The organism is Candidatus Mycoplasma haematobovis (genome assembly GCF_001645765.1).
GTDB lineage: Bacteria > Bacillota_I > Bacilli_A > Mycoplasmatales > Mycoplasmoidaceae > Eperythrozoon_B > Eperythrozoon_B haematobovis.
Genome location: NZ_LWUJ01000011.1, coordinates 15623 through 30012, shown reverse-complemented (window position 1 = coordinate 30012; position 14390 = coordinate 15623). Strand labels below are relative to the sequence as shown.

Annotated in this window: 11 protein-coding genes; 7 read left to right on the top strand and 4 right to left on the bottom strand. The window is 29.0% G+C overall.

The features are described 5' to 3' along the window. Positions 1 to 18: 18 nt before the first annotated feature. The 3 genes from A6V39_RS02280 to A6V39_RS02270 all read left to right on the top strand — a co-directional run bounded on the left by A6V39_RS02280 (position 19) and on the right by A6V39_RS02270 (position 3373). A complete protein-coding gene (locus tag A6V39_RS02280; RefSeq protein WP_187150047.1) occupies positions 19 to 2241 on the top strand; it encodes a hypothetical protein in 2223 nt (740 codons plus the stop codon). Positions 2242 to 2250: 9 nt separating this feature from the next. Further along, positions 2251 to 2421: a 50S ribosomal protein L32 gene (rpmF, locus tag A6V39_RS02275; RefSeq protein WP_187150046.1), complete on the top strand. Its 171-nt coding sequence runs from the start codon at positions 2251 to 2253 to the stop codon at positions 2419 to 2421. A gap of 169 nt (positions 2422 to 2590) precedes the next feature. Next, positions 2591 to 3373 (top strand): hypothetical protein, encoded by a 783-nt coding sequence (locus tag A6V39_RS02270; protein ID WP_187150045.1) that lies wholly within the window; start codon positions 2591 to 2593, stop codon positions 3371 to 3373. Here the strand turns inward: A6V39_RS02270 and nrdF are convergent. Continuing rightward, positions 3370 to 4353 carry a class 1b ribonucleoside-diphosphate reductase subunit beta gene (gene nrdF / locus A6V39_RS02265; protein ID WP_187150044.1) on the bottom strand — a complete coding sequence of 328 codons (984 nt, stop codon included), beginning with the start codon at positions 4351 to 4353 and terminating at the stop codon, positions 3370 to 3372. The two genes, A6V39_RS02270 and nrdF, sit on opposite strands and share 4 nt — an antisense overlap. Positions 4354 to 4372: 19 nt before the next feature. Between nrdF and nrdI the strand changes: the two genes are divergently transcribed. Next, the gene (nrdI, locus tag A6V39_RS02260) at positions 4373 to 4738 is read left to right on the top strand and encodes a class Ib ribonucleoside-diphosphate reductase assembly flavoprotein NrdI (RefSeq protein ID WP_187150043.1); all 366 of its coding nucleotides are present in this window, start codon (positions 4373 to 4375) and stop codon (positions 4736 to 4738) included. After that, positions 4738 to 6840, top strand: a complete 2103-nt coding sequence (gene nrdE, locus A6V39_RS02255; RefSeq protein ID WP_222702663.1) for a class 1b ribonucleoside-diphosphate reductase subunit alpha — start codon at positions 4738 to 4740, stop codon at positions 6838 to 6840. The genes nrdI and nrdE overlap by 1 nt, the downstream gene beginning before the upstream one ends. On the opposite strand, the gene asnS is transcribed toward nrdE, so the two are convergent. Together asnS and ligA are read right to left on the bottom strand one after the other, a co-directional pair. After that, complete coding sequence (gene asnS / locus A6V39_RS02250; RefSeq protein ID WP_187150042.1) at positions 6837 to 8159, bottom strand: asparagine--tRNA ligase; 1323 nt, start codon at positions 8157 to 8159, stop codon at positions 6837 to 6839. The genes nrdE and asnS overlap by 4 nt on opposite strands. Then, on the bottom strand, positions 8150 to 10135 hold the full coding sequence (gene ligA, locus A6V39_RS02245) for an NAD-dependent DNA ligase LigA (protein ID WP_187150041.1): 1986 nt from the start codon (positions 10133 to 10135) through the stop codon (positions 8150 to 8152). The genes asnS and ligA overlap by 10 nt, the downstream gene beginning before the upstream one ends. Between ligA and mnmA the strand changes: the two genes are divergently transcribed. After that, positions 10135 to 11235 (top strand): tRNA 2-thiouridine(34) synthase MnmA, encoded by a 1101-nt coding sequence (gene mnmA / locus A6V39_RS02240; protein ID WP_245633484.1) that lies wholly within the window; start codon positions 10135 to 10137, stop codon positions 11233 to 11235. The two genes, ligA and mnmA, sit on opposite strands and share 1 nt — an antisense overlap. Continuing rightward, the gene (gene alaS, locus A6V39_RS02235; RefSeq protein WP_187150040.1) at positions 11225 to 13699 is read left to right on the top strand and encodes an alanine--tRNA ligase; all 2475 of its coding nucleotides are present in this window, start codon (positions 11225 to 11227) and stop codon (positions 13697 to 13699) included. The genes mnmA and alaS overlap by 11 nt, the downstream gene beginning before the upstream one ends. On the opposite strand, the gene A6V39_RS02230 is transcribed toward alaS, so the two are convergent. Next, positions 13683 to 14390 (bottom strand): hypothetical protein, encoded by a 708-nt coding sequence (locus A6V39_RS02230; protein WP_187150039.1) that lies wholly within the window; start codon positions 14388 to 14390, stop codon positions 13683 to 13685. The genes alaS and A6V39_RS02230 overlap by 17 nt on opposite strands.

Here is a 14390-nt window from a genome sequence, read left to right as displayed (position 1 = left end):
AATTTACATTAATGAAGTGTGAAAGCACTCCCGCTATTACTTGCATCAGCATTTGGAACAAGAGAAGAATTGGAGCAATTTAATGCAACGCACAAAGCACTTCAATATGAAAAAGAGTTATTTGAAATATTTAAAACTCCTGCAAAATTAGCTGTCCCAGTAGCTCTAACAGTATTTGAAGCTTATTACAAAAATTTTGATTTTTACAAGTACTTAGATGAATACACCTTTGAAGACAAAATATTTATTTTTGATGCTAAGACTTTAGTTGACAACAAAAACCATTTTTATCAAGCTTCTGAAGCTTGATTGCCTAATTTAAAAAGAACTAATAATTTAAGATATTTTGATTACAAAAATTATGCCTCTAAACATAATATTAAAGAGCACCAACATATTAATTGAATAGATGGCAATTCAGATTTAAGCTCTAAATTACGAAATATTCTTAAATTAGATTTAAGTAATATTTCAGAAGCTTTTGAACCTAAAATTAAAAAAATATCTTTTGAACATAATTGATATGCAGACGGAAGAATTAATTTATATTCCTCTTATTTCTTAAAAAATGATTTAAAGAATCATTACCATAGCATTAATTATGGAAAACATAAATATGATCCAAGAACAGCTAAATCACTCTTTAATCCTTGAATAAGTGCTTCAAATTGTAATGACTACAGCGCTGAATCTAGTAGGAATTTAAGAATAAGTACTATAGATAATGATGGTTATGACGGTATATGTAATGGTATTAATTTTTGAGGTACTTGGAATTTAGATTTTACTCATGCCTATAGTAGAAAATGAACCACTCCTTATGTTGCTTACAGAAGAGCCAAACCTAGATATTGAGAGGATGAATATTATTATTACTCTTTAGGAGGATTTGAAAATAATAAAGGTTTTGGAAGTAATTTAAATCAAAGCTACAATAACAAAACTCTATGGCAAGTAAATTATGATGATATCTTTGTACTTGCTAATCCTAAAGATACAATAGATGGCTACTCTAAACTTCAATTAGGACTAAATTTCAAAAAAATTAAGAATTACACTAATTTTCTTAAAGTTTCCCACTTACTAGATTTCACTCTAAATATTTCAGTTAATGGAGTGCCTAAAGTATTTAAATTTAATTTTGATGAATTAATGCAAAATAAGAATGTTATTGATCTTAAATTAAAGAGTAAATATCAAACATCTCTATTTTCAGATATATCTTTAATTGTTTCAAAGAGAGCACATGCCAATGATAAGTATGTTCAATTATTTAATAAGGGAAAAGGAGATTTTAGATACAGTGTTGATATTTCTGAGTTAATTAAGAATGAACAAATAGTTAGTCATATTGAATTTTCAACTTCCAAATTAGATGCATATTATCCTTCAGAAATGTTGGATAAAGACAAATTAAAAAAGTTCTTTTTTATTACTAATGGAAAAAATAAGAAATCTAATATTCCAGATGAAATACTTGATAAATTAGATGTAAGACTGGATTTTGATGATGTTAGAGGAATTCTAAGTGTTAAGTATTACGATTTCTTAAGAGATCTAAATTCTGAAGGCTATGTTAATAATATGAAAATTATTCCACACCCTAAAGACTACAACATTAGCTCTTTAGCTAATGCCAAAGAGATGTTAAAGAGTAGATATAAGGAAGATACTACAGATTATTTATGAAACTCTATAGATTTTGTGCCTAATGGAAATGACTATGATATTGTAGTTAACCATAAAAATCCAGAAGTTAAAGAACAATGAGAGACTTTTTTTAAAGAAAAAACACCTTCTTTTTCTAATAAAGTAGATCTATCTTTAATTCCTCTATATTCTAGATACAACCCAACCGCTTATTATGATTCTTCTACTATTACTGCTTTATTTAAATTAAGTGATACTGCTCATAATTTAGGCCTCTCTATGAATGATTACAAATTTGTTGTGAATAGAAAAAGCAATAATGAAACAGAAGTAAGAGTACTATTAAATTATGATCAGAATGGTCAAGAGCATAAGGGAGAGAAAGTTTATTTATTTAAAGGAAAGACCAAAATAAATTTAGATTTAGTGCAATTTAATAGCATTCCTGAACCTACTCTTCCTATAGATGAAAAAGAGCAAGGAATATTTAAATATGCTATGATGGCAATAGGTGGAGTGCTAGCTACTTCGGTTTCTTCTTTAGGAATATTAGAAGTATTAAAAATTCTAAACAGAAGAAAAATTTTATAATTCTAAGAAATGGCTGTTTCACCCAGAAGAGTTTCAAAATCTAGGAAAGGAATGCGTAATTCCCACACAGCTCTTAAATTAACTACTCTTACAATTTGTAGTAATTGTGCTAAATATATAAAATCTCATTCAGTTTGCTCTTGTGGATACTACAATAAAAAACAAATCATCAAAAGATAACGAATTTAATAACGTTTCTGAGATATTTGAAAAGTATAATATAGATCAATATTTTTGAAGAAGCTATAGAGATACCCCCCGCTTAAAGAGGCTGATTTATATTTTCCTAGTAGCCTTCATTTCAATAATTAGCGCCATACTTTGTTGTCACTACTTCCTTCCCAGATAAATGTTCCTAGTTTTTCAAGGAAGGATATATGAAAAGGATAAGTTAGTTGCTATTTGCTCCTTTTTAGGAGGAGCACTCTTCTTTTTTGGTAATTTAGTTTACTTTATTCTCGAACCCTCTTGAGCTAAATTATTTGAAAATATTTCCAAAATAACTTTCAATAGTAATTTATTAGCCTTTATTGTTTCTGGCCTTTACCTTTATGATCCTAAGCACAGCGTATTTAAAAATAACTTTTTAATGTGCTTTACAGCTATTCTTCTTTGATTTGCAGCTTTAGGCTTTTGATGTATTCTATTCCCCATTTTCTATATAGATTTAGGTAATTATTTAATCTCTCAACAGACAACTAGATGACACCCCTTTACTTTATTTTTCACTGTTTGAAATCATGCAGTTAATCCTTTACTCTTCTTAATTACTTTTCTTTATTGTACTAAGAAAACTTCTTCTGAATTCTTAACTCCAGTTTCTGCAAAAGACTTAGGAATAGCAATTTACTTGTATTTAATTTCTTGAGTACTATGAAATATCTTAATTAGTGCTGTAGATAGGACTTTCCCTACTTATGGAATCTTAACTAATTTCAATCCTTATTCTCAACATGTAGAGGGCAAAAATCTTTATAGTCTTAAATCCTTATTAGGTTGCAATATAGCTTGTGTTTTTCTTTCTTGTTTATTAATTACTTTCTTCTCTAGAATTTCTTACAAATTCTTTATTATTAATCACTACAGAAGTACTGGAATTGTGAAAATTACTAAAGGCACTAACTTTCTTTAAAAAATAAAGTCTTCATCCTTTATTTCTTCAACTTTTGTAGTCTTAATATATCCATTTCCCTTAGAGCTAAAGAAGTCATGACTTTTTGTAGTAGTCTTTAAACCATTAAATACTATAGGATTAATATCTTTAGCAGTAGTACTATATTCATTTTCAAAACCTAAATTCTGAAGAGCTTTATTAGCATTGTACTCTAAGAATTTTTTTACATCATCTACTATACCAATGGAACTATAAATTAACTCAGTATATTTCAATTCATTCTCCATAAGTACCCTTAATAATTCCTTAACTTTAATTCCTAATTCTGCCTTTTTTGCTTCATCAAAAGTCTTAAATATTTCAATAGAAAGTAGTCCAATGTAAAGGCCATGTATAGCTTCATCTCTTATTATTAAATTAATAATCTCTCCACTATTAACCATCATACCTTTACCTGATAAATAAAGCATGTAATAGAAGCCAGAATAGAATAAGAAGGACTCTAGAAAGACAGAAGCAACCATAGCCATATACAAACTTTCATCATCAGTAATATTCTCATAATAAGTAGAAATAATTCTTAATTTTGTTTGCAATACTTCTGTATCTTCAGCTCACTTAAATAACTCTTCAATTTCTTTAGTAGTAGCTAATGTTGAGAAAATAGTAGAGTAACTCTTTGCATGCATTTGCTCCATCATCCCCATAAATTGCAATACAGCAGTAGCATGAGGATTATCAATAGCCATAGAAATATTAGACATACCAGAAATACCTTGGTGAGTATCTAATAAAGTAAGACCCATTAATACTTTTTTGTATACTTCTTTTTCGGATTCACTAAGTTCTGTGGCCCAAATTAATTTATCCCCACTCAAGGGTATCTCTTCATCCACTCAGAATTGCCTTACATTCTGATTTCAAAATACTTTAGAGTATTTATCTGAAACGTTATTTCAATTAACAGCTGAAAATACTTTAGATTTTTTTTTAAACATTTATTAAATTTTAAAAATCGTGTTATTAGCCTATATTTCTAGAACTAATAATATTCAGAATATAGTTAATAAGTTATCCTTAGATGCTAAATCTATAATAAATATTTCAGATAATCCAGATCTTATTTTGGAGCAAGATTTCTGTCTCCTCACGTATACAGATTTTTTAGGACAAATACCTGACATTGTTCTTTCTTTTTTGTCGAAAAATTCTTTAAAATTGAAAGCAGTAGCAGGTAGTGGGAATAGAAATTTTGGAAGAAATTTTTGCGGAGCAGCCAAGAAAATACAAGAGTTGTATCATGTTCCGATAGTGGCTTTATTTGAGCTTTCGGGCGATGATGAAAGTATTAGGAATTTTAAAGAATTCTTAATTACTCATTAGTGGAGGATAGTTTACGTCGCTCTTTAGAGCTCAATAATATGGTCGCTCATCGGACGGAGAGCGGCTTTTTTGATTTAGAGAAAGATCAAGAAGCTATTGAAGAGTATGAGAAGTATGTTAATGATAATTTTGCTACAGGTTTAGAGGGATTAGCCAAAATTAATTGATTAATTAATAATAATTACTATGTTACAGACTTAATAAAGCCCTTTACTAATGAAGAAGTAGAGGAAATTATTGAAATAGTAAAGAGTCATAAATTTAAGTTCAAAAGCTACATGTCCATAAAGAAATTCTATGACAGTTATGCACTTAAGACAGATGATAAGAAAAAGTTCTTGGAAAGATATGAAGATAGGATTATTGCTTGTGCTCTATTCCTAGGTCGTAGAGACTTTACTTTTGCCAAGAAATTAGCAAAAATGATGATAGAGCAAAAATATCAACCAGCTACTCCTACCTTTAGTAATGCGGGGAAAAAACGTTCAGGAGAATTAATTTCTTGTTTTTTACTAGAGGTAGATGATTCTTTAAATTCAATAAATTACATTATCTCTACAGCTATGCAACTTTCCAAAATAGGGGGAGGAGTAGCAATTAATTTAAGTAAATTAAGAGCTAGGGGGGCCAAAATTAAAAACATTGCGGCCGCCGCTTCAGGAGTTATTCCAGTTATTAAGATTCTTGAAAATGTTTTTGATTATGCAGATCAATTGGGTCAAAGAAGAGGCGCTGGCGCAGCTTATTTAAATATTTTCCACTGAGATTTAATAGAGTTCTTAGACTGTAAGAAAATTAATGCCGATGAAAAGTCAAGAATTCAAACACTTTCTTTAGGTCTCTTAGTGCCTAATAAATTTATTGATTTATGTATTAATAATGCAGATTATTATTTATTTGAACCTTACACAGTATTTAAGAAGCATGGAATGCATCTCTCTGATATGGATATGAACAAGTGGTATGAAGTTTTAGCCAGAGATAATGAAATAGTTAAGAAAACTATTTCAGCAAGAGATGTACTTAATAATATAGCTAAGACTCAATTTGAATCAGGCTACCCTTACATTATTTATATAGATACAGCTAATAATAAGAATCCTTTACATAAATTAGGAAGAATTAAGATGAGTAATTTATGTACTGAGATCTTTCAAATACAAGAAACCTCAACTATTAATGATTATGGTAATTTAGATGAGATTAGATACGATGTTTCTTGCAATTTAGGTTCTTTAAATATTAATTCTATTTTTGAAGGAGAAAGGAATTTAGAGGAAGTAGTAGAGACTGCTATGAGAGCTTTAAGTATGGTTTCAGATATGTCTAGTATTGCTAATGCTCCGGGAGTAAGAAAAGCTAATGCTGAATTGCATTCTGTAGGCTTAGGCACTATGAATTTAGCAGGCTTCTTAGCTAAGAATAAGATATTTTATGATTCAGATGAAGCCATTGAATTTGCTTCAGTACTCTTTGCCGCTATTAATTTCTATTCTTTAAAGGCCAGCTGTTTAATAGCTAGAGAGAAAAAAGAGAGCTTTAAAGGCTTTGAGAAATCAGATTATTATTCAGGAGTGTATTTCTACAAGTACTTAGAGAATGAATATTTACCAACTCTTGATAAAGTTAAAGAGTTATTTGCAGGTATGAAATTACCTACTAAAGAAGATTGAAAAGCGTTGGCACAAGAAGTTAAAGAAAATGGGCTATACAATGCTTACAGATTAGCAGTAGCTCCAACTCAAACTATTAGTTATTTAAATAACTCTACTTCTTCTATTTCTCCTGTTATTGATTTATTAGAGACAAGACTTTATGGTAACTCTTTAACTTATTACCCTATGCCTTTCTTAAATCAAGATAATTGAATGTATTACAAAACAGCCTACTCTCTAGATCAAAAGAAAATAATAGATATGGTAGCGGCTATCCAAGAACATGTAGATCAAGGAATATCTACAGTACTTTATGTAACAAGTAATACTTCAACAAGAGACTTAGTACGCCTTTACTTATATGCTTGACATAAAGGCCTTAAATCTCTTTACTATACAAGAACTAAGAATTTAGAAATAGAAGAATGTTTAAGTTGTCACGCTTAAAAAGCTAATTGACCATAACTTCTTGGATAATTAATAATATCTTTAATATTCTTTACTCCTGTTAAATACATAACCAATCTTTCATAACCACATCCATAGCCAGAACTAGCATAATAACCATACTTTCTTAAATCTAAATACCACTCTAATTGCTCTGTAGGAATAGAAAACTCTATAGCTTTATTTCTTAATTTTTCTAAATCGGACTCTCTTTCTGAACCTCCTATTAATTCTCCTACTTCCGGCACTAATAAATCAATAGCTAATACTTCTTTATCATCAGTATCTTTCATATAGAACGCCTTAATATTTCTTGGGTAGTGCGTAATAAATACAGGCATTTGTAATTGACTAGTAATATATTTCTCATGTTCAGAAGCTAAATCAATTCCATAACTTATTTCACTATTCTCAAATTTAACTCCACTTTTTTGAAGCATCTCAATAGCTTCTTTGTACCTCATTCTCTTAAATGAAGAATTAACTATATTCTCTAATCTAACTATTAAATTCTCATTATCTGGTATTTGTTGAGCTAAAAACTCTAACTCTTCTCTCTTATTAATAAGTACTCTATTAGTTACATATTTCACAAATTCTTCAATTAATTCCATATTACCCTCTAAATTAAGAAAAGAACACTCAGGCTCTATCATTCAGAATTCTGCTAAGTGTTGAGAAGTATTAGATTTTTCTGCTCTGAAAGTAGGACCAAAAGTGTAAACATTTTTAAGTCCTAGTGCCATACCTTCTGCATGGAACTGCCCACTAACACTTAATAAAGCAGGCTTTTTGAATATATTAATAGCATCTTTAATTTCAAACACTTCTGAACCTCCTTCACAATTATTAGTAGTTAAGATCGGAGATTGAACTCAAATAAAGCCTTTTTTGTAGAAAAATTCATGGACAGAAAAGGATATCTCATTCTTAATAGAGTTAATAGCACTAAATAAACTAGTTCTTACTCTTTGATGCGCATTCTCTCTTAAAAACTCTACAGTATGTTCTTTCTTTTGAATAGGAAATTTCTCATCTGCTTTAGCTAATACTTCAACTCTATCTGCTAATAACTCTATTTCCTCTTGTCCTTTTTTAGCTTTCACTAATAATCCCTCTACTTCAATAGCAGAACCTGTAGATAATTGAGAAACATCTAATTTATTCTTAAAAAGAATTTGAATATTCCTATATATTGAACCATCATTTAATTTAATAAATACTAAGCTTTCTCCATGTACTTGAGCACTCTTGATTCAGCCCTGTAGCTTTATTTTGGTATTTAAGGGAGGAGCTTTAAATAATTCTCTTAATTGCATAATTTCTTCATTAATTCTTCTTCTGTAAATACCTCTATATTTAATTCTTTTGCTTTCTTTAATTTAGATCCTGCTCCCTCTCCCACAACTAAATAATTAACTTTAGCACTCACATCTTTGGCAATTATTGCACCATATTTATTTCTTAGTAAAGCTTGGAATTCTTCTCTAGGAATAGATAATTTACCAGTAACTACTACTCTCTTATCTTTAATAAAGTTTTCCTCTATTACTTTTGTAGTTGCTTTAAAGAGCCCAAATCCTTTAAGTTCTTCTATTAAAGCCATATTACTTTCATCTTTAGCCCAAGATACTAAAGATTCAGCACATTTCTCTCCCACCCCATCTACTTTCATTAATTCTTCTTTTGTAGAGCTTAAGAGAGTATCAATATTATTAAAGCTTTGAAATAATAAATAAGCCACTTCTTCTCCAATAAATTCTATTCCTAATCCAAATAGTAATCTGTAATTCTCACTATTTTTTGATTTATTAATAGCTAATATTAATTTATCAAATAACTTTTCTTTAATTCTTAAATCAGCCCCTAATACTTGCTCTCTATATTGATGTAACTTATATATATCACTCAATTTCTTTACTATTCCTAATTTATGAAATTTAATTATCATACTTTTTGACAGTCCTTCAATATCTGCTGCAGATCTAGAAGTAAAGTGAATTAATTGAGCATATTTCTTCTCTAAACATTCTTTATTAATACAAAATTGTGTAGATAAATTCTCTCTTGTTATTAATTTGTTTCCACAACTAGGACATTCATTAATAGGTATTCATTTCTCTAAATTCGCTTCTCTTCTTTCTCTAGAAAAGCCTACTATTTTAGGCACTATTTCTCCAGACTTGTAAACAGAAACATAATCCCCTATTCGTAAATCTAATTCTTGAATGTAATTGGCATTATGCAAAGTAGCATATTGAACTATACTGCCCTCTAATTCGACAGGCTCTATTCTTGCAGAATAAGTAATCTTTCCTGTTCTTCCTACTGTAGGTATTATTTGTAATAATTTACTCTCTTTAATTAAAGAAGGATATTTGTAAGCTATAGCTCATTTAGGAAATTTACTAGTATGTCCAATATTCTCTAATTTATTTAAATCATTAACTTTAATAACTAAACCATCATAAGGAATGTCTGAAGTTTTCTTAATTTCACAGAAATCTTTAATAAATTTAAAGATTTCTTCTTTATTAGAACTCTTTAATAAGTCTTTAGGGTTATGTGTATTAAAGCCTAAAGATCTAATATATTCAATAACTTCTGATTGGTTATATATACTGTGTCTTTCAGTGGCATGTAATAAGCTGTAAACCTTAATATTTAATTCTTTCTTACTAATACTTTCATAATCTTTAAGTCTTAAAGTTCCAGAGACAAAATTTCTATGATTAGAGAAAGTCTTATTAGTACTTTCATCATATTTAAGTCTTTCAAAAGAACTCTTATTAATATAAATCTCTCCCCTAACCACTATTCTCTCTTTAATTCTTAAATGTATGGGAATAGAAGAAATGTAAATAATTCGCTGAGTTAAATCCTCCCCTATTTCTCCATCTCCTCTACTTATTGCTTTAGATAAATAACCATTTTCATATATTAAGCTAATACTAGCTCCATCTATTTTGGGTTCTAAAAAATATTCTAAATCTACTTCTTCTTTTTCACATTGGGCAAAAAAAGTATTTAATTCTTCTTCATTAAAGGCATTATTAAGTGAAAGCATAGGTAATTCATGTTGAAGCTTTATGTTTTGAGGATCTAAGAAAAAACCTATTTTCTTAGTAGGAGAATCACTACTAGCATATTCAGGATATTGATTTTCTAAATGTAATAAAGTACGTAATTTAAAGTCATATATTTCATCATCAGTTTTTGAATTTCCTGAATAATATTCTTTCTCTAATTGCTTAAGCTCTTTACTTAGAGCCTTTATAGTTTCTTTTATGCTCAATGTCTCTTAAAGTAGTAATTGCTCTTTCGGGCGGAGTAGATTCAGCAATAGCTGCATTTTTGCTCAAAAAACAAGGCTATCAGCTTTTTGGAGTATATATGCAAAATTGAGATGTTCAATTGAATGAAGAAAATGCTCCTAATTCTTTTTGTTCTAAACAAGAAGATCTAAAGTATGTTAAAGAAATATGTAATAAATTAAATATACCCCTACAAGTCTATAATTTTGTTCCAGAGTATTGAGAAAATGTTTTTGAACCTTATTTAGATTTATTGGAAAATAGCTTAATTTCCAATCCCGATATTCTTTGTAATTCTAGAATTAAATTTGGAATTTTACTTAATAAATTAAGGGAAAATTATGGAGATGATATTAAGATAGCTACTGGACATTGGGCTAGGATTCTTAAAGAAGAGAATAAATATTATTTAGCTAGATGTAGTAATAGTTCTAAAGATCAAACTTATTTCTTAAGTAGACTTACAGAAGAACAACTTAAATACATAATATTTCCTCTACAGGATATTCAAAATAAAGAAGAAATAAGAGCATTAGCAAAAGCTAATGATCTTTCAGTATGAAAACGTAAAGATTCTATGGGAATATGCTTTATCGGTAAGCGTGAATACTCTTCCTTTATTACTAATTATTTACCTGTCCAAGAAGGTGATTTAATTGATATAGATAGTAAAGAAATACTAGGAAAGCATAAAGGAGCCCATTTATATGTATTACATCAAAGAGGCGGTTTTGCTCTTAAAGGATATCAAGAAAGATATTATGTATGCTCTAAAGATGTAGAGAGAAATATAGTTTATTTATGTAGAGAATCTCGAATAGCTAAATATCTTTACACTACTATTAGTTTTTGTGAAGATCCTCATTGAATTAATGATATTCCTGCTTTAAACTCCATTTTTTTTGTAAAGACTAGACATGGTGGCGAGTTTTTAAAAATGAAATTACTTACTTTAGATAACATTTCTTGTTCTTTAGAACACGAAGCTATTTTCACTACTTCGCCTGGGCAATATTTTGTATTCTATGATGAAAATAAGAATAAGTGTTTAGGTAGTGCTATGTACAAATATGGAAAATAAAGCTTCTTGATTAAGAAAGAAGTGACTTTCTTTTTTTAGTTCTAAAGAACATTTTGATATCTCAGGTAAGTCCATAATACCTCCTGCTAGCGATAAGTCTTTACTTTTCATAAATTCTGGAGTAGCAGCTATTAAAGCTTACTTTTCTGGAGACTTACCCCCCCCTTCTTCAAGATTAGTAAGTTGCCAAGCAGTAATAAGAACAGGAGATATAGAGAGTATTGGGGAGAGCTTAAGACACCACACTTATTTTGAGATGCTTGGCAATTTCTCTTTAGAGGATTACTTTAAAGCAGAAGCCATTGCTTGGGCCTGAGAATTTCTTACTAAAGAATTAGGCCTCAAGCCTGAATTGCTTTATGTAACTATTTATGAAGAAGATAAAGAGGCCTATGAAGAGTGACTTAAATTAATTCCTAAAGAACAAATAATAAAGGGAGGTAAAGATACTAATTTTTGAGACATGGGAGTGGGGCCTTGTGGCCCCTGTACTGAAATATATTTTGATAAGGGCGAGAAATATGATCCAAGTAAGTGAGGACTTAAATTACTTAAAGAAAATATAGATAATGAGCGTTACTTAGAGGTTTGAAATATTGTTTTCAGTGAATTCTTAAATATAGATGGCAAAATAACTCCTTCTCCTAGAAAAAATATAGATACTGGAGCGGGGTTAGAGAGATTATTAAGTGTTCTTGAAAATAAAGATAGTAATTTTGAGAACTCTCTTTTTGCTCCCTTAATAGCTTTTTTAAATACTTATTTTTCTAGCGCTTCTCAAGCTCTTTGAGCTCCAGTAGATTATTTAAGAACTACTTGTGTCCTACTCAGCCAAGGAGTATTTTTCGGTAGTAAAGGAAGAGAATATGTATTGCGAAAACTATTCAGAAAAGCTCTTTGACTATTAAGAAACATTGAGCACAAAGAGCTAAAGAAAGAGTTTTTTGAGCAGTTAGTACTGGAAGTAGGAAAGAGTTTGGAAGCTTTCCATCCTACTATTCTTAAAGAACATTCCTATATTACAGAAGATCTAGAAAAAGAATATTTATTAAGTCTTAAATCTTATGAACAAGCCTCTAATTTATTAAGTACTTTAATTAAGAAATATAGTGAAGAAATACCTGCCCAAGAAATATTTGATTTAGTTGCTACACATGGCTTAGAGCTTTGATTAATAAAGAATACACTTAATAAAGAAGGGAGGCATTTCAATATAGAAGAATATGAAGAATTACAACAAAAACATAAAGTAGTTTCTTTCAACACTAATATCTCTTCTGCTTTCATTAAGCAAAATAAGAACTTATTGAATTTAACTTTAGATTCAGTAATGGATTATGAAGTTATTTCATTAAATAGTGAAATAATAGCTATATTCGATGAATCTTTTGAACCTATTAATGAATTAAATGGAAAAGGTTATTTAGTATTCAAAAATACTTGTATTTTTCCTTTTTCTGGAGGACAAGATGCAGATAAAGGTTTTATTAATGATATAGAGGTAGAAGAGGCACTTAAAGCTCCTAATGGACAAGCTATTTATGGTATTAGAGGCAATTTTAAATTAGGAGAAAAAGTAGTAATAAAGAGAGATAGCAATAAGCGTAAAGGACTAGAGAGACATCATACTCTAGAACACTTATTATTAGCCCTTCTCAAGAAAGAAATCTCTAATAATATAGAGAGATCTTCTGGTCAAAAATATAGTAATTATTTCAATTTAGAAATAACTCTTCCTAAAGAGCTTGATCGCAATGACCTTAATATTGATTTCTTAAATGAGAAATTGAATGAATTAATTAAAGAAGATTTAGAGGTAAAGATAAGTTATTTAACTCTTAAAGAAGCTAAAGATTTGAATTTGCCACAGCAATTTGAAGAAGTTTACAAAAAGAGTGAAAATAAGCTTAGGTATGTCCAAATTGGGGAGTATAGTAAAGAGTTATGTGCAGGTACTCATGTAAGTAGTACTTCTGAAATTGAAGTAGCTCAAATAGCGGGATTAAAGAAGAAATATGCCAATATTTATAAATTTAAAGTAATAGCTGGTAAAGCGCTAGTTGAAGCTTATTTAAAGAAAGTAAGCGCACAAACTAAGAGTACTAAGAAATTAGATTTAAAGAGTGAACAGAAGAGTTTTAAGTCCTATATAGCTGAACATATTAATAAAGAAGGTTTAATTATTCTTAGAGAGAAAGAGATAGATGCTCAAGTAATAATGAGAGCCTTTAAAGAATTAAGAAATGAATTAAAGAATAATACTATTTTCTTATTTAGTGGTATGAAATATTTTGTAATTAGTGATGCCATAGATGTACTTAAGTTATTAGATTTTTTAAAGATTAAATATGGTTGAAAAGGGGGGGGGAATGTAGGTTATGGAACCGGATTAGCTAAAGAGATAAGTGATACTTTTGAAATAGAGCTAATGAATTATTATGAAGAACTTATAGGTAATCATTAGTCAAAGGCATTTCAATCTTTAATTCAGGCACTTTGGTTCTTTCTTTTACTTTTCTTTCTGCTTCTTCATAATCATCTACAGCACCTTTAACACTTTTTAAAAATAAAGTTAAATAATCCATTTCTTGCTCAAAAAAATCATTGAATAACTTACAATAACCAGAAATATCATCTACCACTACTCCTTTCTTAATGCCATCTATAATATTTTCAATTTCACTTTGGAAAAATTCAGTATTAATTACTCTTCTATTTCTGTAATCATTAGCTATTTTTCCTATAGCACCTTTAAATTTCATTAATTCGTGAACATATTTATTATTATTTATGACTTTCATATATTCAGTTAATTTTTCATTAAATACAATAAATATTTGATAATTTCTGAAGAATTGTCTTTGAATAGCATCTTCTGTATTACTAATAGCTCTTTTAAGAGCCCTATTTCTTCAAAATAATCTCCCTTTTGAAGCTTTCTTAATTGCTTTAAATTCTGTTTGAGATATCTTTACTTCAAAAGGCTTCTCCCCAAATTCATTAAATAAATTATTAAATAACTCTATTTTTTGAAGTATCTCAACTCTACCTACAAAAATTATTTTTTCAAGAATCTCATTTATTTCTTCGTAAGCATATTTAGCATTGTTTCTTATTTCATCTTTTTGACTTAAATTTAAAACATTGTTCTTCAT